Annotated in this window: 17 protein-coding genes; 9 read left to right on the forward strand and 8 right to left on the reverse strand. The window is 73.1% G+C overall.

Annotation, left to right across the window (positions count from 1 at the left end; all coding sequences use genetic code 11):
- Positions 1-19 precede the first annotated feature (19 nt).
- Together AB0B76_RS00120 and AB0B76_RS00125 are read right to left on the reverse strand one after the other, a co-directional pair.
- Positions 20-886 carry an ABC transporter permease subunit gene (locus tag AB0B76_RS00120; protein WP_360366766.1) on the reverse strand — a complete coding sequence of 289 codons (867 nt, stop codon included), beginning with the start codon at positions 884-886 and terminating at the stop codon, positions 20-22.
- Positions 883-3,582 (reverse strand): alpha/beta fold hydrolase, encoded by a 2,700-nt coding sequence (locus tag AB0B76_RS00125; RefSeq protein ID WP_360366769.1) that lies wholly within the window; start codon positions 3,580-3,582, stop codon positions 883-885. The genes AB0B76_RS00120 and AB0B76_RS00125 overlap by 4 nt, the downstream gene beginning before the upstream one ends.
- Positions 3,583-3,659: 77 nt before the next feature.
- Here AB0B76_RS00125 and AB0B76_RS00130 point away from each other — a divergent pair, with 77 nt between their 5' ends.
- The gene (locus AB0B76_RS00130) at positions 3,660-5,912 is read left to right on the forward strand and encodes an AAA family ATPase (protein WP_360366772.1); all 2,253 of its coding nucleotides are present in this window, start codon (positions 3,660-3,662) and stop codon (positions 5,910-5,912) included.
- A gap of 49 nt (positions 5,913-5,961) precedes the next feature.
- Here the strand turns inward: AB0B76_RS00130 and AB0B76_RS00135 are convergent, their stop codons facing one another.
- On the reverse strand, positions 5,962-6,192 hold the full coding sequence (locus AB0B76_RS00135) for a hypothetical protein (protein WP_360366775.1): 231 nt from the start codon (positions 6,190-6,192) through the stop codon (positions 5,962-5,964).
- 240 nt (positions 6,193-6,432) lie between these two features.
- On the opposite strand from AB0B76_RS00135, the gene AB0B76_RS00140 reads away from it, so the two are divergent.
- Positions 6,433-8,256 (forward strand): NAD-binding protein, encoded by a 1,824-nt coding sequence (locus tag AB0B76_RS00140; protein WP_360366778.1) that lies wholly within the window; start codon positions 6,433-6,435, stop codon positions 8,254-8,256.
- Between the two features lie 162 nt (positions 8,257-8,418).
- Complete coding sequence (locus AB0B76_RS00145; protein WP_360366781.1) at positions 8,419-9,144, forward strand: phosphatase PAP2 family protein; 726 nt, start codon at positions 8,419-8,421, stop codon at positions 9,142-9,144.
- Here AB0B76_RS00145 and nagA read toward each other — a convergent pair.
- Positions 9,108-10,214: an N-acetylglucosamine-6-phosphate deacetylase gene (gene nagA / locus AB0B76_RS00150; protein WP_360366784.1), complete on the reverse strand. Its 1,107-nt coding sequence runs from the start codon at positions 10,212-10,214 to the stop codon at positions 9,108-9,110. The genes AB0B76_RS00145 and nagA overlap by 37 nt on opposite strands.
- Entirely contained in the window at positions 10,211-11,146 is a 936-nt protein-coding gene (locus AB0B76_RS00155; protein ID WP_360366787.1) for an ROK family protein, read from the reverse strand. Before AB0B76_RS00155 ends, nagA begins: the two co-directional genes overlap by 4 nt.
- Positions 11,147-11,334: 188 nt before the next feature.
- Here AB0B76_RS00155 and AB0B76_RS00160 point away from each other — a divergent pair, with 188 nt between their 5' ends.
- The 4 genes from AB0B76_RS00160 to AB0B76_RS00175 all read left to right on the forward strand — a co-directional run bounded on the left by AB0B76_RS00160 (position 11,335) and on the right by AB0B76_RS00175 (position 14,194).
- The gene (locus AB0B76_RS00160) at positions 11,335-12,120 is read left to right on the forward strand and encodes a DeoR/GlpR family DNA-binding transcription regulator (protein WP_360366790.1); all 786 of its coding nucleotides are present in this window, start codon (positions 11,335-11,337) and stop codon (positions 12,118-12,120) included.
- Positions 12,121-12,310: 190 nt separating this feature from the next.
- Positions 12,311-12,796, forward strand: coding sequence for a SigE family RNA polymerase sigma factor (locus AB0B76_RS00165; RefSeq protein ID WP_360366793.1), 486 nt, complete (start codon positions 12,311-12,313; stop codon positions 12,794-12,796).
- The gene (locus tag AB0B76_RS00170; RefSeq protein WP_360366796.1) at positions 12,793-13,806 is read left to right on the forward strand and encodes a hypothetical protein; all 1,014 of its coding nucleotides are present in this window, start codon (positions 12,793-12,795) and stop codon (positions 13,804-13,806) included. Before AB0B76_RS00165 ends, AB0B76_RS00170 begins: the two co-directional genes overlap by 4 nt.
- Positions 13,807-13,843: 37 nt before the next feature.
- Positions 13,844-14,194: a DUF3263 domain-containing protein gene (locus tag AB0B76_RS00175; protein WP_360366798.1), complete on the forward strand. Its 351-nt coding sequence runs from the start codon at positions 13,844-13,846 to the stop codon at positions 14,192-14,194.
- Here AB0B76_RS00175 and AB0B76_RS00180 read toward each other — a convergent pair.
- From AB0B76_RS00180 to AB0B76_RS00190, 3 genes are all read right to left on the reverse strand, one after another.
- A complete protein-coding gene (locus AB0B76_RS00180; RefSeq protein ID WP_360366801.1) occupies positions 14,191-14,763 on the reverse strand; it encodes a DUF1684 domain-containing protein in 573 nt (190 codons plus the stop codon). The two genes, AB0B76_RS00175 and AB0B76_RS00180, sit on opposite strands and share 4 nt — an antisense overlap.
- A gap of 10 nt (positions 14,764-14,773) precedes the next feature.
- Positions 14,774-15,769 (reverse strand): acyl-CoA desaturase, encoded by a 996-nt coding sequence (locus AB0B76_RS00185; RefSeq protein WP_360366804.1) that lies wholly within the window; start codon positions 15,767-15,769, stop codon positions 14,774-14,776.
- A 65-nt stretch (positions 15,770-15,834) separates the two neighbouring features.
- Positions 15,835-16,302, reverse strand: coding sequence for a pyridoxamine 5'-phosphate oxidase family protein (locus AB0B76_RS00190; RefSeq protein ID WP_360366807.1), 468 nt, complete (start codon positions 16,300-16,302; stop codon positions 15,835-15,837).
- Positions 16,303-16,326: 24 nt separating this feature from the next.
- Here AB0B76_RS00190 and AB0B76_RS00195 point away from each other — a divergent pair, with 24 nt between their 5' ends.
- A complete protein-coding gene (locus AB0B76_RS00195; RefSeq protein WP_360366810.1) occupies positions 16,327-17,283 on the forward strand; it encodes a lactonase family protein in 957 nt (318 codons plus the stop codon).
- 75 nt (positions 17,284-17,358) lie between these two features.
- Complete coding sequence (locus AB0B76_RS00200) at positions 17,359-17,607, forward strand: hypothetical protein (RefSeq protein ID WP_360366813.1); 249 nt, start codon at positions 17,359-17,361, stop codon at positions 17,605-17,607.
- Positions 17,608-18,107: the final 500 nt, after the last annotated feature.

Here is an 18,107-nt window from a genome sequence, read left to right on the forward strand (position 1 = left end):
GGGGCCCGTCCAACGCGGGTCAGCTGACGACGTCCTTGCGCAGGAAACGCCACCAGGCCAGGGAGAAGAAGACGGTGGCGTAGACCAGGGACGCGATCGCGCCCTTGACCAGGTCGTCGGTCTGCATCGGGCTGGACAGCAGGCCCAGCCAGGCGTCGGCGTAGTGCGTCGGCAGGACCGTGCGCAAGTTTCCGAGCGCGGTGATCTGGTCGAGGATGTTCGACAGGATCTGCAGGAGCACGGCGCCGCCGACCGCGCCGAGCGGGGCGTCGGTCGACACCGACAGCAGGAACGCCAGCGAGGCCACGACCAGCAGCGTGATGCAGAGGTACGCCACGATCTCCAGCAGCCGCACCACGCTCGTCCCGGCCGCGATCTCCCCGCCGACCGGCGCGCTCAGCGGCGCCCAGCCGTAGCGCAGGGTCCCCGCGGCCAGCGCCGTCGCGACCAGGATCAGGATCGCGGCCAGGCTGTAGAGCAGCGACACGGCGAGCTTGATGCCCAGCAGGCGGGAGCGCGGGACCGGCATCGCCAGCAGGTACCGCAGGCTCCCCCAGCTCGCCTCCGACGCCACGGTGTCGCCGTGGAAGAGCGCGACCACGACGACGAGCAGGAAGCCGGCCGAGACCAGCAGGGTGAACAGCGTGAAGTTCGGGCCGCCGCTCGTGGCCAGGTCGGAGAGGCGGGAGAACTCGCCGTTGCCGCCGCCGTTGTCATCGCCGCCGCCGCTGTCGAGCTGGAACGCGGTCAGGATGATCAGCGGCAGCAGGACCATGAAGCCCAGCGCGAACTGGTTGCGCCGCCGGGCGCCCTGCCGCTTGATCTCCGTCCACAGCGAGAGGGTCGCGCCCGGCCGGTAGCCGACCGCACCGCCGATGACACTCATTCCCGCTCTCCGCTCGCCTTGGTGTCCCCGCCCACCAGGGACAGGAACGCATCCTCCAGCCGCCGCCGCGGCGTGACCCGGTCGATGCCGACCCCGGCGCGCACCAGCGCCGCGACCACCTCGGCCCGGGGTGTGCCGTCGATGTCGACGACCAGGCCCTGCCCGCCGGACCAGGCCACCGAGCGCACCCCGGCCAGCTCCTCGAGGACCTTCTCGGCCGCGTCCACGTCGGACACGTCCAGCTGCACCGTCGGCGAGTCGCCCACGATGTCGTCGACCGGCCCGGCCGCGACCACCTCGCCGCGGTGCATGACCACCACGTCGGTGCAGGTCTGCTCCACCTCGGCGAGCAGGTGGCTGGAGACGAGCACGGCCCGGCCGCCGGTGGCGTAGCGGCGCAGCACCTTGCGCATCTCGGCGATCTGCGGCGGGTCGAGCCCGTCCGTCGGCTCGTCGAGCACCAGCAGCTCCGGCAGGCCGAGCATCGCCTGGGCGATCGCGAGGCGCTGGCGCATGCCGTGGCTGTACGTCTTCACGCGCCGGTGCACCGCGTTGCCGAGCCCCGCGATGTCGTACGCCTCCTCGAGGTGCGCGTCCTCGGCCGGGCGCCCGGTGGCCTGCCAGTACAGCTCCAGGTTCTGCTTGCCGGTCAGGTGGGGCAGGAAGCCCGGCCCCTCGACCAGCGCGCCGACCCGCGACAGCACCGGCGAGCCGGGCAGCAGCCGGTGGCCGAAGACCAGGATCTCGCCGGCCGTCGGCCGGGTCAGCCCCATCAGGACCCGCAGCGAGGTCGTCTTGCCGGCCCCGTTCGGCCCCAGCAGCCCGACCACTTGCCCGCGCCGGACGGTGAAGTCCACCTTGGCCACCGCGACGAAGTTCTTGTACTCCTTGCGCAGCCCCCGCACCACCAGCGGCGTGTCCACGTGCTCGGCGGCGACGCTGCGGTCGATGCGCCGGGCCCGCCGGCGGGCTAGCAGCACGGCGGCGACGAGCGCCAGGGCGATCGCGGCGACGAGTGCGGCCAGGACGTAGCGCCAGATGACGTCCGGGTTCGCGATCGGCGTGCCGGCGACCGCGGGCAGGGTGAGCGCCCCGGCGACCGCGACGGTGTACACGGCCGGCTCGGACGGCGACCAGTAGGCGCTGTCGGCGGTCGCCACGGTGACGCCGATCCGGCTGCCGGCCTCGAAGCGGTGCACGACGGCGGGCAGGATGACGGTCATCGGTACCGCATCCGCGATGTCCTTCGGCAGCCCCGTGAGCCTGATCGGGGCGATCAGCCCATCCGGGATCGTCGGGGCACCCTTGGCCGGGATGTCGTACAGCTTCACGAACAGCGTCGCCTCGCCGGTCGGCGACGCCGCGCGGATCTGCACCCGCGGGGCGCCGGTGGTGTCGAGCGCGGCGCCCAGCGGGGCCGAGACGAAGTCGGCGTGCTGGCCGGGTATCTCCTGGGAGATGCCGTCGGCCAGGCCGCTGGAGCCCAGCAGGCTCGACAGTCCGGCGAACGGCAGCGACGAGATCGCGGCCGGGTTGCCGTCGGGCGGGTTGGCGATCGGCTGGGCGGCCCCGCTCAGGTCGACCGCGGTGCCGCCGCTGTTGATGCCCGGGTAGGTGTCCACCTTGGAGGCGGCGGTGACCAGGCCGCGGCCCTGGGCGTTGAGGCCGGAGACGCGGGAGTAGGTGAAGCTGTTCGCGGGCGCCGGGCCGTTGCCCTTGAGGTAGTGGTCCAGCCACTGGCCGCTCAGCAGGCGCAGCCGGTCGACCTCGGACTGGGGGCCGGTGCCGCCGTCGTGGCCGCCGGTGAACCACGCGACCCGCACCGGAGTGCCGGTGGCGGCGATCCCGCGCGCGTTCGCGTCGCCCTCGCTGAGCGGGAACAGCGTGTCGACCTGCCCCTGGATCAGCAGCGTCGGCGCCTTGACCTTGTCGAGCACCGACGACGGCGAGGACTTGCGCAGCAGGGCCTCCGCGGCCGGCGTGGCCTTGCCGGTCGTGGCGATGTCGAGGTAGGCCCGGCACAGGTCCGCGGCGAAGCGCCCGCACTGCGGGTTCGTCGGGTCCTCGGTGGCGCCGAAGAACTGCCCGGCCCACTGCTTCTTGAACACCCCGCCCGGCAGGAACACGTTCACCAGGTCGTTCCAGGTGATCATCGGCACGATGGCGTCGACCCGGGCGTCCTGGGCGGCCAGCAGCAGCGACAGCGCCCCGCCGTAGGAGCCGCCGACCGCGGCCACCTTTGGATCGTTGCCCGACTTGGCGATCTCCGGCTGCGCCGAGAGCCAGTCGATGAGCCGCTGGGCGTCCTTGACCTCCCAGTCGGGGCTGTCGAGGTGGATCTCGCCGGTCGAGCGGCCGAAGCCCTGGGCCGTCCACGCGAGCACGGCGTAGCCCTGCTCGGCGTACAGCTCGGCATCGCTCTTCACGCTCTGCTTCGTGCCGCCGAAGCCGTGCGCGAGCAGGATCGCCGGCGCCGGATGGTCCGCGCTCGCGGACTTGGGCAGGTAGAGCGTCGTGTCGAGGGTCACCTCGGCGGCGTCGCCGGGGCCGGTGTGAACCGTGAGCATCCGGTCGCTCGTGCGGTAGCTCTTGGGCGCGGGGGCCGCGGCCCACGCCACCAGCCCCGCGACGAGCACGATCCCGACGGCGCCGGCGATGACCTGGCGCCGGCTGAGGCCCGGGAGACGAAATCGCATTGGCCAAACGTACGCACCCGATGTTGCGGGCGGCCGAAAGACTCAGGCCCTTCTCAGCAACGGCTACGCTCGAACTCGTGTCGGCGACCTTGACGCTCACTGCCAGCCTGCGCCCGGCCGCGCTCGACGCCCGCCGCGGCGTCGTGCGCCTGCACCCGGAGGTGCTCACCGCGCTCGGCCTGCGCCCGGGCGATCCGATCTCGCTCACCGGGCGGCGTACCTCGGCCGGAATCGTCGCGGTGGCCGAGCCCGGGGCCAGCCGCGCCCTGCTCTACGCCGACGACCTGCTACTGGGCAACCTCGGGCTGCGCGACGGCGGCCAGGTCACCGTCGCGGCCGCCCCGCTGCGCGCGGCCTCGACGGTCACGCTGTCGGGCCCGGCCGAGATCACGGCGGTCGTGTCGCCGGAGATGCTGCGCCTGGCGCTGCTGGGCAAGGTCGTCACGGTCGGCGACAATGTGTCGCTGCTGCCTCAGGACGTCTCGCTGGGCACGCTGTCGGTGTCGGCGCCGGCGGTACACATGGTGGATCGCGGTCTCGTGGAGGCGGCCCGGCGCAGCCTGTCCAACACCGTCGGCTACGCGTTCACCAGCGCGCTGCTCAACGTCTCGGCGGCCGAGCCCGACGCCGGCGCGCTGGTCACCATGGACACCGCGGTCGGCTGGCTGTACGGCCAGGCGACCCACGCGCCCGGCGGCGTGATGGCCACGCCCGCCTCCGCGCCGGCCCCGGCCACGCCGAGCGTGACCCCGACCGGCCCGGTGCCCACCCTGGACGACCTGCCCGGCCTGCGCGCCCAGGGCGAGCAGCTCATCGAGCTGCTGGACCTCGGCTTCCACCACGGCGAGGTGCTGGCCAAGCTCGGCACCACGGTCTCGCTGGGCGTGCTCGTCACCGGCCCGGCCGGCTCGGGCAAGTCGGCGCTCGTGCACGCGGTCGCGGCCCAGGTCGACGCCCAGGTGGTGCCGCTGTGGGCGCCCGAGATCGCGGCCCTGACCAACAACGACGCGGCCGCGCGCCTGCGCAAGGCGGCCGACGAGATGCGCGCCCCGGGCCCGGCGATCCTGCTGATCTCCGACGTCGACGCCCTCGCCCCGCGCGACCAGCCCGGCCCGCTCTCCACCGTCTTCCGCCAGCTGCTCGGCGAGCTGATCCGCGAGGGCGAGGCGGTGGTGTGCACCACCAGCCGCCCCGAGTCGGTCGATCCCGCCCTGCACTCCCCCGGCCTGCTCGCCCACGAGATCTCGCTGCCGCTGCCCGACGCGGCGCTGCGCCGCGAGCAGCTCACGGTGCTCACCCGGGGCATGCCGCTGGCCGAGGACGTCAAGCTCGACGACGTCGCCTCCCGCACGCCCGGCTTCGTGGCCGCGGACCTCGCCGCGCTGGCCCGGGAGGCGGGGGTACGCGCCGCGCTGCGCCACCGCCGCGAGGCCGAGACGCCGCAGGTCGTGATGGCCGACTTCGAGGCCGCGCTGGAGGTGGTCCGGCCGACGTCGATGGCGGAGAGCTCGCTCGAGCTGGCCAAGGTGACCCTGGACGACGTCGGCGACATGGTCGACGTGAAGCAGACGCTTACCGAGTCGGTGCTGTGGCCGCTGTCCTACCCGGACGCCTTCTCCCGCCTCGGCGTCGAGCCCCCGCGCGGCGTGCTGCTCTACGGCCCGCCCGGCTGCGGCAAGACGTTCCTGGTCAAGGCGATCGCGGGCACCGGCAAGGCCAACGTGCTCTCGGTCAAGGGCGCCGAGCTGCTGTCGAAGTGGGTCGGCGAGTCCGAGCGTGCGGTCCGCGAGCTGTTCCGCCGCGCCCGCGAGGCCGCCCCGACCCTCGTCTTCCTCGACGAGGTGGACGCCCTGGCCCCGACCCGCGGCCAGGCCACCGACGGCGGCACGACCGACCGCGTGGTGGCGGCCCTGCTGACCGAGCTCGACGGCGTGGAGTCGCTGCGCAACGTGGTGGTCATCGGCGCGACGAACCGGCCCGACCTTGTCGACCCGGCCCTGTTGCGCCCGGGCCGGCTGGAGCGGCTGGTCTTCGTACCGCCGCCGGACGCCGACGCCCGGGCCGAGATCCTGCGCGCGGCGGCGAAGTCGGTTCCGCTGGCCCCGGACGTCGACCTGGCGTCCCTGGCCGCGTCGCTGGACCGCTTCTCGGCCGCGGACTGCGCGGCCCTGGTGCGGGAGTCGGCGCTGGCCGCGATGCGCGAGTCCCTCGACGCGACGGAGGTGACCGCGGAGCACGTGGAGCTGGCGCGCTCGCGGGTGCGCCCGTCGCTGGACCCGACCCAGGTGGAGTGGCTGGCCAACTACGCCGAGCAGCAGAAGGTCCGCTGACACGCAAAGGGCCGGCCCGGAAGTCCGGACCGGCCCTGCGCGGAGGAAATCAGCCCACGATGCCGCTGAAGAACGGCAGCGCGCCCTGGGCCAGGCCGCCCACCACCGGGAGACCGGTGATCACGGGCAGGGCCTCGGTCTGGGCGTGCTGCGGCGTGTAGGAGGACTCCGCGTGCCGCGGCGAGTACGCCGCGGACTCCGCGACCAGCGGCAGGTTGCTCGCCGCCGGCGGCAGGGCGCCGGTCGGCACGAGGCGGTTCGCCACCGCGGAGGTGCTCACGCCCGGCGTGGGCCGACGCCGCCGATCACCGGCACGCCCGTCACCGCGTCGTTCTTGAGCACATCGCTGCCGACCAGCGGCAGGTCGCCCACCACGTGCCACCCGCGATTCCGACCGTCCCAACCGTCCGGCGAAGCCACGTGTTCATTCTCGAATACCCATCTGGTCGACAATGCGATTCGCCGGGACCAACGAGATCGCGGGTCTTCGGAAACTGGTGATCTTCGCTAGGATCGGCCCGTGACGTCCGAGTCGTGGCTGATGAGGCGGCTGCGGGGCAACCTTCCACGCGTTCAGGCGATCACCCGTCCGTGGTCGATCGAGCCGGTCGGCGCCACCGAGCGCCACGTCGTGCACGCCCCGGCCAAGCGGGTCGTGGTGTGCGGCGACGACCCGCTGGCGCACCGGCTCGTGGCCGAGCTCGTCCAGCAGTACGGCGTGCACGTCACCGTCATCCTGCCCAGCGCCAAGCGCCGGCACGGCCCCGACATCGTCCGGCTGCTCGCCGAGCACGGGCCCGGCGGCCGCGTGATCGAGGCCGAGCGGCCCGACACCGAGGCGTTCGAGCGGGCCGACCTGGCCGGGGCCGACGCGCTCGCGCTGGTCAAGCAGGACGACATCGGCAACCTCGACGCGGCCCTGCAGGCGCAGGAGCTCAACCCGCGCATCCGCCTGGTGATCCGGATGTTCAACCTGCGCCTCGGCCACAGCGTGCGGCGCAACTTCGCCGACGTGCGCGTGCTCTCCGACGCCCAGATGGCCGCGCCCGCGTTCGTTTCCGAGGCGCTGGGCGAGGTCGCGCCGGTGCACGTGCGGGTCGCGCAGCGCACCCTCTTCGTGGCCCGCCGCGCCGAGGTGCGCCCGGAGGACGTCGTCTGCGGGCTGGCCCGCACCGATGCCGAGCTCCTGCCCAAAGACAACGCCGATCTTGTACTGGCCGTCGCCAACGGCGAGCGCGCGGCCACGGTCATCGAGCGGGGTGAGCGCCCGGACCGGCCGCCCGCGGTGCGCGAGAGCCGGCTGCGCCGCTGGTGGCGCCGTCAGCTGCGCAGTCCCCTGCACACGCTGCGCGGCCTGGTCGGGCGCAAGCTGTGGCTGACCGCACTGGTCCTGGTGGCCATGCTCGCGGCCGGCACCGCGATCATCGCCCACTACAAGCACATCAGCTGGTGGAACGCCGCCTACGTGACCCTGCTGGCCGAGCTGACCGGGGCGAGCCCCGACCTCGAGTCGCACTGGCCGGAGAAGCTGGTCACCACGCTGCTCGGCCTGGTGAACGTGGCGCTGATCCCGGTGATCACGGCCGCGGTGGTGGAGGCGGTGGTCAACGCGCGGCTCGCCCTCGCGCTCGGCCGGTTGCGCGAGCCGGTCTCCGGGCACGTGGTCGTGGTCGGGCTGGGCAACGTCGGCACCCGCGTCATGCACTCCTTCGTCGACCTCGGCGTGCCGGTCGTGGTGATCGACCGCAACGAGAACGCGCGCGGCGCGCAGGCGGCCCGCAGCCGCGGGGTGCCGTTCATCGTCGGCGACGCCAGCAACGTCGAGACGCTGCGCGCCGCGTCGGTGGACACCTGCCGGGCGCTGGTGGTCGTCTCCACCGACGACCAGGCCAACCTGGAGGCGGCGCTGGAGAGCCGGGCGCTCAAGCCCGACCTGCGGGTCATCCTGCGGCTCTTCGACGGCCGGTTCGCCGACCGCGTGCAGCGCGCCTTCGGCATCACCGCCTCGCGCAGCGTGTCGTACCTCGCCGCCCCCGCCTTCGCCGCCGCGCTGCTCGAGCGGGAGGTCATCGGCACCATCCCGGTCGGCCGCCGGGTGCTGCTGCTGGCCGAGGTGCCGATCGTCGCCGGCTCGCGGCTGGACGGGCGCCCGGTTGCCACGGCCCAGGACGTCGGGGAGGTACGGGTGCTCGCGGTCGCCACCGACGGGCAGCGCCGGACGGTCTGGGCCCCGCCGGACTCCTACGTGCTGCGCGCCGACGACCTGCTCACCGTGGTGACGACGCGGCTGGGACTGGGCGGCCTTCTGGCTCATACCGGCGGGACGGTCGACGCTTCTTCCTGACCAGACGGGGCTGGCGCGCGGCTGCCCGAACTCGGGCGTGCGCATCGACCGGATCGCCGAGCAGCTGCGGAGCCTTTTGTAGTTGACGAAGTGTAGAGATGCTGTGCACAAAGGGCCCGGGCGACCGGGCCCTTTCCGCATGTTCGGGTACCGTTTGCGCTCGTGCGCCTCGAGCTTCGTCCTGTCCGCCCCGCCGGCTGGTGGTTCGACGCGCTCCTGGTCGCGGGCTTCGCCCTCGTCACGTTCCTGCTGGCCGCGAAGACGCCGCTGCTGAGCGCGGACCTGGCCGTGCGCGACTTCGCCGACGCGCACCGGCCCCACTGGTTCTACATCGCGCTGCGGATCGGCAACCTGCTCGGCCAGGGCGGTGCCGTGCTCACCCCGCTGGTCGCGATCGCCGCCTTCTTCCTGAGCCGGTCCCGGCACACGATCCGCCCGTTCCTGCCGTTCATCGGCGCGGAGCTGATCACCTACGTGACAATCGGCCCGCTGAAGCTGTGGACGGACCGCACCGCGCCGAGCAACCACGTGCTCAGCCACCCCGAGTGGCTCTTCCGGATCGACTCCGGCCTGTCCTACCCGTCGGGTCACGTCGTCAACACCGTCGTGTTCTACGGCGTGCTGGCCACGATGCTCACGGGCGTCGTGCGGCCCGGCGTCGTGGTCGCGCTCCGCTACACGGTCCCGTTGGTGGTGCTGTTCACCACGACCTTCCTGAGCTTCCACTGGCTCACCGACGGGATCGCCGGGCTCATGGTCGGCCTGTTCCTCGACCGGGTGCTGGGGCGGGTGCCGTGGGACGCGATCCCGCTCGGCTCCCGCCTCACGCGCAGCGGCTGGGCGGGACCCTTCTACGACACCCAGGAGCCGGCGCGCATCACGCGCTGAACGTTGAGGTCCTCGTCGAGCAGCACCAGGTCGGCCCGCGCGCCCGCGCGCAGCTCCCCGGTGTCGCCGAGCCCGATCGCCCGGGCCGGCGTGCCGGAGGCCATCCGCGACGCGTTCACCAGCGACAGGCCCGCGCCCACGGCCCGGCGGAAGGCCCGGTCCATGGTGAGCGTGCTGCCGGCGATCGCGCCGTCGCGGGTCAGCCGGGCCACGCCCGCGGCGACGTCGACGCTCTGCCCGCCCAGGTCGTAGGTGCCGTCGGGCATGCCGGCGGCGGCCATGGCGTCGGTGATGAGGGCGGCGCGGGCCGGGCCGGTGACCGAGGCGGCGAAGGCCAGGGTGCCGTCGTGCAGGTGGATGCCGTCGGCGACGAACTCGCAGACCACGCCGGCCGCGCCGAGCAGGGCGAAGACCGGGCCCGGCTGGCGGTGGTGGGGCGGGCGCATGCCGTTGAACACGTGCGTGCCGACCGTCGCGCCGGCCTCGACGCCGGCGAGCGTCTCCTCGTAGGTGGCGTCGGTGTGCCCGATGGCGGCGACCACCCCGCGCTCGACCAGCAGCCGGATGGCGTCCAGGGCGCCGGGCAGTTCGGGGGCGACCGTCACCAGGCGTACCGCGCCCTCGCCCGCCTCGATGAGCGCGTTGAGCTCGTCGAGGGAGGGGTGGCGCAGGTGGGCCGGGTTCTGGGCGCCGCAGCGGGCCTGGGACAGGTACGGGCCCTCGAAGTGGATGCCGGCCAGCACACCTTCGGCCGCGAGCGGGGCGAACGCCTTGGTGGCGCTCATCATCAGCTCCGGCGGCGAGGTGACGAGGCTGGCCAGCATCGTGGTGGTGCCGTGGCTCAGGTGGTACGCGGCCGCCTTGCGCGCCTCCTCGGCGTCGCCGGTGGTGAAGGTCGCGCCGCCGCCGCCGTGCACGTGGATGTCGACGAACCCGGGCACGACCACGGCGGCCTTCGGTGATTCGTAGGACTCCCCGACCTCGGCGATCAGCTCGCCCTCCACGCGGACGAAGCCGTTGTCGATGACGCGATCGCCCGCGACGACCCGGACTCCGGACACCACCGTCATGCGTTGTGCTCCTTCAGATTGTCCAGCGCGATCAGTGCCGCTCCCAGGCAGCCGGCCTCATCGCCGAGGGCCGCGCGGGTAATTTCGGGTTCGCGGTGGAAGGTCACCCGCGCGTGTACGCCCTCCCGCAGCGGCGCGAGCAGGGCCTCGCCGGCCTCGGCCAGCCCGCCGCCGAGCACGATCACCGCGGGGTCGAACAGCGCGATGCCGGTCATGAGCCCGTCGGCGAGCGCGTCGATCGTCTCGCGCCACACCTCGACCGCGGTCGGCTCGCCCTCGGCGGCCAGGCGCGCGACCTCCTCGGCGGTGGCGGGGCGGCCGGCCTGCTCGGAGTACCGCTTGCCGACGGCCGACGCCGAGGCGATCGCCTCCAGGCAGCCGCGCTGGCCGCAGCCGCACTCCCGGCCGCCCGGGCGCACCACGATGTGGCCGATCTCGCCGCCGGCGCCGTGCGCGCCCGTGTAGACCTGGCCGTGCACCACGTTGGCCGCGGCGATCCCGGTGCCGATCGGAATGACGAGCACATAGTCCTCGCCCCGCCCGGCGCCCAGCCGCGCCTCGGCCAGGCCGCCGGCGCGCACGTCGTGGCCGAGGGCCGCGGGCAGCCCGAGGCGGGCTTCCAGAAGAGCCTTCAGCGGTACGTCCCGGAAGCCGACGTTCGCCGCCCACACGGCGACGCCGTTCACCTCGTCGATGACCCCGGGCACGACCAGCCCGGCGCCGATCGGCTCCAGGTCCTTGGCCCGCGCGGTCGCGGCGAGGCCCTCGGCGATGTCCAGGATCGTCGCGATGACGGCCGCACCGCCCCGCTCGGCCCCGGTGGGGTGGCGCTCGGCGTGCAGGACCGTGTGCCGCGCGTCGCCGTCGGCCCCCACCAGTGCGCACTTGATCCCGGTGCCCCCGACGTCGAGGGCGATCACGGTCTGCGTCATGTGCGGCTCTACCCTCGCCCGTTCGTTACTGGCAACAAACCTTCCGGTTTGCGCATCATCGCGCACCGTCGGCCGGGCTGGCAACCGTAACGCGTGCGTTCGTTCGCGCAGTTGCCTTTGCGTTTACCGGCCGTTTCGCGCATCATTGTGCACACATCTCGCACCGTACGCGCAGAGGAGGGGGCCGCGTGGACCGTTACGCGCGCTGGAACGCACTCCTCGAGGTCCTCACGGCCAGCGGCCGGATCAGCGTGGAGGACGCGGCCGAGCGCCTCGACGTGTCCCAGGCCACGATCCGCCGCGACTTCGACCAGCTCGCGCAGCAGCAGATGATCACGCGGACCCGCGGCGGGGCCGTCGCCAACGGGGTGTCCTACGACCTGCCCCTGCGGTACAAGACCGCCAAGCACGCCCCGGAGAAGCAGCGCATCGGCGCGGCCGCGGCCGCCCTGGTCTCGCCGGGCATGGTGGTCGCGCTCAACGGCGGCACCACCACGACCGAGGTCGCCCGCGCCCTCGCGGTGCGCCCCGAGCTGACCGGCGGCGTCGACGACGCCCAGCTGACCGTTGTCACAAACGCGCTGAACATCGCCAACGAGCTGCTCGTGCGCTCCCGGATGAAGATCGTCGTGACCGGCGGCGTGGTGCGCCCGCAGTCCTTCGAGCTCGTCGGCCCGCTCGGCGGCAACATCCTGCGCGACGTCACGCTCGACATCGCCCTGCTCGGCGTCGACGCGCTCGACGTGACCCTCGGCGCCGCCGCCCACCACGAGGGCGAGGCCGCGATGAACAGCCTCATGGTCGCCCGCGCCCGCCGGGTCGTGATCATCGCCGACAGCTCCAAGCTGGGCGGGCACGCGTTCGCCCGCATCTGCCCGATCGACCGCATCGACACGCTGGTCACCGACTCCAACGCGACCCCGCCGACCCTCGACGCGTTCCGCGAGGCCGGCGTGAAGATCGTCACCGCCTGAGCTGTACCTCTGGCTCGCTTCGCTCGCGGTGGAGGAGCTTCGCTCCACCCACACCCCCTCAAGATCTCCGCCTGCGCCTCCCGGCCGGCCGGGGTCGCCCGGCCGCTTCTCGCTCGCCACCGAGCGGCGGCGGGAAATTGTCGCCGGGAGGCGCTGCACAAACGGCGGGGCGTGTGCGTCTCTAGGGGCGATGGAGTTCGAAGAGTTTCTCAGCGCGCGGCTGGCGGCCCTGCTGCGGTACGCCACCGTGCTCGCCTGCGACCCGCACCTCGCCGAGGACATCGTGCAGGAGGTGCTCGCCCGGGCACAGACGCGGTGGGCGCGCATCTCCGCGGCGGACGTGCCGGAGGCGTACGTCAAACGCATGATCGTCAACGAGCTCGCCTCGTGGCGCCGCCGCCGGGCGGCCCGGGTCGTGCCCATGTCACTGATGGCGCTCGACGCGGTCGGCGCCCCGCTGGCCGACCCGGCCACCGCCGTCGACGAGCGCGACGCCATGATCCGCCGGCTCGCCGGGCTGCCGGTGCGCCAGCGGATCGTGATCGCGCTGCGGTACTACGAGGGCCTGTCCGACCCGGAGATCGCCGACCTGCTCGGCTGCCGCCCGGCGACGGTGCGCAGCCACGCCGCGCGCGGCCTCGCGACGCTGCGCCAACTTTCGAGGAGTTCCGCATGACCGACCCGCTCATCCGCGCGGCCTTCGAAGCCATCGCCGCGACCGCGCCGCCGCCCGAGCGCATCCGGGCCCGCATCGCGGCCCGGGCCCGCGTCCACCGCCAGCGCCGCCTGGTCCTGGCCGGCGTGGGCGCCCTGGGCGGCGCGGCCGCCGCGACCGCGATCGGCGCGCCGCTGCTGGCCCGCTCCGGCTCCGGCGGCACCGCCGGAGTGGCCGCGCCGTCCGCCTCGGGAGCGCCCTCGGCCTCGCGCGCGCCGTCGCCCGCCCCCACGGTGTTCCGGCCGGACGGCATCCCGTTCCTGTTCGGGCCCGGCTGGCTGCCCGACGGGCTCACCGAGCAGTACCGCGAGGTCAGCTGCACCCCCGCGCCCGCCGGCTCCGGCGCCGAGCCGGCCGGCTTCGCCTCGCGGCGCAGCTGGCTGCCGGCCGGCGCCGCGTACCCCGAGGACCACTCGCCCCCGCCCGGCATCACCTGGGTCATCGGCGAGCACTTCGACAACGACGGCGAGGGCGATCCGGTCCCCGTCGGCACGGAGCAGGGCCGCCTGCTGGTGACGGCGGACATGGCGATGGTGTCGTGGCGGCACGACGAGCGGCCGATGCGCGTGACGGCGTACCAGCTGCCCAACCAGGCCGATCTCGTGCTGCGGGTGGCCCGCTCGATGGCGCCGACCCTGGCCGGCCTCCCGCTGACCATGCACCTGGCCGACGTACCCCAGCGCTTCGCCGGCAACCTGGTGGCCGGCGTGCACCCGCGGCCCGGCGGCTGGCTGTACTCGCTCACCTCGATGACGACCGACCGCACCCACAGCTGCACGGTGATCGCCTCGACCGGGGCGGCCCCCGCGCACACGTTCGCCCGCGCCGGGCGGCCCGGCGGTGTGACCCTGTGGGTCCCGGACGAGCAGGAGGCGAGCGCCAACTTCACCCGCGACGAGGCGGACAAGGCCCTGCGCGACCTGTTCTGGTCCGCCCCCGACCTGAGCTGGGTGGGCAAGCGCGTTGCGTAGTGGGTGATCAAGGCCCTCACCCGATAGGGTGGGCGGCGTGGGTGAGGACCTGGCCGCGGCCCGCATCCCGGCCCAGCAGTCCACTGAGGACGATCTGCAGGACGACTTCCTCGACGGGGACGAGCCGGCGCCGCGCCCGGACATCGCGGTGGCCGAGGAGCCGGCCGAGCTCGACGAGCGCGGCAAGAAGATCCTGGCCTTCGAGAAGCAGTGGTGGCGCCAGGCGGGCGCGAAGGAACAGGCCGTCCGCGACACCTTCGGGCTGAGCACGACGCGCTACTACCAGCTGCTCAACGCCCTGCTGGACAATCCGCTGGCGCTGGCCCACGACCCGCTCGTGGTCCAGCGCCTGCGCCGCCTGCGCGCGTCGCGGGCCCGGCGCCGCTAGGGCTGCTGTTCATAGGAGAGCTCGCCGGCGCGGATCGGGGCCGTCAGGCGGTTCTCGAAGGGCGCGAGCGGGCAGGCCCAGGCGTCGTCGTAGGCGCACGACGGGTTGTACGCGTAGTTGAAGTCCAGCCGCACCCGGCCGTCGGCCAGGGGTATCACCCCGCGGCCGAACGTGCCCTTCACCGTGTCGGTGAGGTAGCGGCCCGCGCCGTAGGTCTCCCGGCCGCTCGTACCGTCGCGGAAGGGCAGGAACAGCCCGCCGCCGTACGCCGCCAGCCAGAACAGGGTCAGCGGCCCCCACGGCGTGTCGAGGATGCCGGCGCGCTCGTAGCGCAGCACGCCGTCCGGGCCGCCGGTGGCGATCTCGAGACTGCCCTCGGCGGGCGTCACCGGGACGGTGGCGACGAACTCGTCGGACGGCGGGAAGTACCGCAGCGGCCCGGGCGCCGCCGACTGGGAGTGGGTGGCGAAGAGGTCGTCGCGACGGACCCGGAACGCCGCCAGGTCCTCGTCGGCGAGGTACATGGCGGCGACCCGGGCCCGGTAGTCGGCAAGGGCGAGATGATCCACGCCCCCGACGCTACCGCCGCAGCGGCGCGCCGGCCTCGTGCAGGTGGCGCAGGGCCTGGGCGTAGGAGCCCACGAACGTCGCCGAGTGGTACGGCACGCCGATCTCCTCGCAGTACTCCTGCACGATCGGCTGGGCCTTGCGCAGGTTCGGCGTGGGCATGTTCGGGAACAGGTGGTGCTCGATCTGGTAGTTCAGGCCGCCGAGCACGACGTCCAGCCACACGCCGCCACGCACGTTACGCGACGTGAGCACCTGCTTGCGCAGGAAGTCGAGCTCGTCCTCGGCGGTGAGCATCGGCATGCCCTTGTGGTTCGGGGCGAAGGTCATCCCGAGGTACAGGCCGAACAGCGCCTGGTGGATCAGGATGAACGCGATCGCCATGCCCGGGGAGAACACCAGGAAGGCGACGGCGAGGTAGACGGCGAAGTGGCCGTACAGCAGGAAGCTCTCCAGCCGGCGCCGCTTCACGGTGCCCAGGGCCCGCGCGCTGGCCACGTGCAGGCTGAAGCCCTCCAGGAGCAGCAGCGGGAAGAACAGCAGCGCCTGGTGCCCGCCGATGAACTTCGCGGGCCCGGTCGCACGCTCGGCCTGCCGCGTCGACCACACGAGGATGTCCGGCGCCACGTCCGGGTCCTCGTCCTCGTGGTTGGGGTTCGCGTGGTGGCGGGTGTGCTTGTTCATCCACCAGCCGTAGCTCATCCCGATGCCGAAGTTGCCCACGGCGATGCCCAGCCCCTCCGACCAGCGCCGGCCGCGGAAGATCTGCTTGTGGGCGAGATCGTGGGCGACCAGGGCGAGCTGGGCGTACGCGACGGCGAGGACGACCGCGAACCACAGGCTGTGGCTGAGCGCGAGCCCGGCCCAGCCCCCGGCGTAGAGGGCGCCGACCAGCGAGAGCCGCAGGGCGTAGTAGCCGGGCCGCCGGTCGAGCAGTCCGGCCGTGCGGATCCGCTGGGACAGGGCGGTGAAGTCGCTCGTGCGTTCCGCAGAAGCCAGAACTGTCATGCACCTCAGCGTTGCGGGTCCGGGCGCCGTGATCGAACCAGGCAGCACCTGAATCAATGGTAGTGCTAGCCCCACCCCCGGAAGAGGGTCGGCGTCCGGGCGAACCGGGCCTCCTCGAGCGCGAAGATCTCGCTGGGCGCCACGCGCACGATCGCGCTGCCCGGCACTTCCATCCCCGAGCCGTACTTCTCGTGGTACGCGTCGAGCACGGCCGGAACGGCGTCGGCGACCTCCGCCCGGCCGTCGACGACCACCGGCTCGGCGCCACTCTCGGTCGTGACGGTGCACGCCGGGTTGACCTGCAGATTTCGGATTTTCCGCGAGTGCCGCCCGCTGGAGAACCACACGGCGTCGTCGACCCAGACGGCCCAGACGGGCATCGCGTGGGGGCGTCCGTCCGGGCGGACCGTCGACACCCAGTAGTTGTGCGACTCCCGCAGCCGCCCGAGCACCGTCTCCCAGTCGAGCAGGCCGTCGTCGCTCTCCTCGATGCCATATCCGGGCATCAGGGGCCGTCCGCGCTGCACACCCATGGCACGGAGCCTAGGCTTGGTCGGGTGCCATTGCTCATCGGCTCCTACGCAGATCTGTACTCCACCTACGACGACGACTTCAAGCCGCTCGCCCCGCCGGTGCGGACGCCCGCGCCGAGCTACCTCGCCGTGGGCCCGGGCGGCGTGCGGTACGCCGTCGGCGAGCTCGACGGCGGCCAGGTCTCGGCCTTCACCCCGGGCGGCGAGCTGATCAACACGCTGCCGTCCGGCGGCGGCTCCCCGTGCCACGCCGCGGTCGCCGACGGCCGGCTGTTCGTGGCCAACTACGCCACCGGCAGCGTCGCGGTGTTCGCGCTGCGGCCGGACGGCGGGCTCGACGGCCCGACCGACGTGGCCCAGCACGCGGGCGCGAGCATCAACGCGAACCGGCAGGAAGGCCCGCACGCCCATCAGGTGACCATCCGCGGCACTACGCTGCACGCGGTCGACCTCGGCATGGACGCGATCGTGCACTACCGGGTGACGCCCGACGGCCGCCTGGAGCACCTGCGCACCACGACGGTCCAGCCGCTGGGCAGCGGCCCGAGGCACCTCGTGTTCCACCCCGACGGCCGCGTGTTCGTCGCCAACGAGCTGTCGTCGACCGTCGCGACGTACACCTCCGGCTTCGAACTGCTGGACGTGAAGCCCTCCTGCCTCGTGCAGCCGGTCGGCGACAACCTGCCGAGCGAGATCGCACTCTCCCGCGACGGCCGGCACCTCTACGTGGCCAACCGCGGCAACGACACGATCACGACCTTCTCCGTCGAGGGCGGCGGCCTCCTGCCCGTGGACGAGGTGAGCACCGGCGGCACCTACCCGCGCCACTTCGCGGTGCTGGACGGCGCCCTGTGCGTGGCGAACCAGCACTCCAACACCGTGGCGCTGCTCGAGTTGGATCGCGATTCGGGTGTACCGCACCCCGCCCGCGTCGTCATCGAGCACCCGTCGCCGAGCGCAGTGATACCGGTCGCTGACTGAGGGTCCGGGCGATCTCGTGGATGAGGCGGCACCGAACGCTTGCTGAACCGGCGTTAGGTGCCGCACCATCGATGCATGGGTGAGCTGGTGGCGCTGCCCAAATCGGGCGACGTATTCGAGGACCGACGCGGCGGCGACCGCACCATGCGCGTGACGTGCCATCCCGCGCGGGGCACGGTGGTCGTGTCACTGTGGGTGGACAAGATCTGCCGAGCGTCGTTCCAACTCGCCGACGACGACTTGCCACGGTTGCAGGCCGCGCTGGCCGACATGCACTTCGACGGGCCCGTGGCCCCGCCGGACGCCTTGTCGGACACCGCCTGACCCGGCCGGCTCCGCTCCTTCCGCGCGCGGAGATTACCCGCCGCGGCGCTTATCCACCGCCGGCCGCCTATCTGGTCGCACGCCGGTTCTTTATCGCATCTCGACGTGCGGGTCTCACCCGCGGACGACACCGAATCCGAGCATGCCCGCCAGGGCAGCGGCGCGCTCTGGACGGCGGATCTCCACCGCCGGCCGTCTCTTGGCCGCGCTTCGGCTTCTTCATCGCAGCTCGACCACCCGCAGCCGAATCAGAGCATCCCGACCGCTCGAAACCACGGCAACGAAGCTCGCCCCTGGGCGCCCCGAATCTGACCATTTCGACCACTCGAAGTCCCCGGCCTGGCGTCGCGCCTTCGAATGCCACCAAATCGCATTTATGGCCCGTCAGGCGATAAGTCCGATAAGTCGCGGCGCGGAGCGCCCGACTTATCGCGTCAATGCCGTGCCGTCAGGCGGCTTCGCCGGCGGAGAGCGTCGCCTTGTCCACCGTGTCCGAGCGC

The sequence above is a fragment of the Dactylosporangium sp. NPDC049140 genome, assembly GCF_040648435.1.

What these genes read in the sequence shown, in the direction of transcription:
- AB0B76_RS00165 (WP_360366793.1), top strand. Translation starts at nt 12,311, where the DNA reads ATGGAGTTCGAAGAGTTTCTCAGCGCGCGGCTGGCGGCCCTGCTGCGG.
- AB0B76_RS00200 (WP_360366813.1), top strand. Translation starts at nt 17,359, where the DNA reads ATGGGTGAGCTGGTGGCGCTGCCCAAATCGGGCGACGTATTCGAGGAC.
- AB0B76_RS00125 (WP_360366769.1), bottom strand. Translation starts at nt 3,582, where the DNA reads ATGCGATTTCGTCTCCCGGGCCTCAGCCGGCGCCAGGTCATCGCCGGC.
- nagA (WP_360366784.1), bottom strand. Translation starts at nt 10,214, where the DNA reads ATGACGGTGGTGTCCGGAGTCCGGGTCGTCGCGGGCGATCGCGTCATC.
- AB0B76_RS00190 (WP_360366807.1), bottom strand. Translation starts at nt 16,302, where the DNA reads ATGGGTGTGCAGCGCGGACGGCCCCTGATGCCCGGATATGGCATCGAG.
- AB0B76_RS00155 (WP_360366787.1), bottom strand. Translation starts at nt 11,146, where the DNA reads ATGACGCAGACCGTGATCGCCCTCGACGTCGGGGGCACCGGGATCAAG.
- AB0B76_RS00170 (WP_360366796.1), top strand. Translation starts at nt 12,793, where the DNA reads ATGACCGACCCGCTCATCCGCGCGGCCTTCGAAGCCATCGCCGCGACC.
- AB0B76_RS00120 (WP_360366766.1), bottom strand. Translation starts at nt 886, where the DNA reads ATGAGTGTCATCGGCGGTGCGGTCGGCTACCGGCCGGGCGCGACCCTC.
- AB0B76_RS00185 (WP_360366804.1), bottom strand. Translation starts at nt 15,769, where the DNA reads ATGACAGTTCTGGCTTCTGCGGAACGCACGAGCGACTTCACCGCCCTG.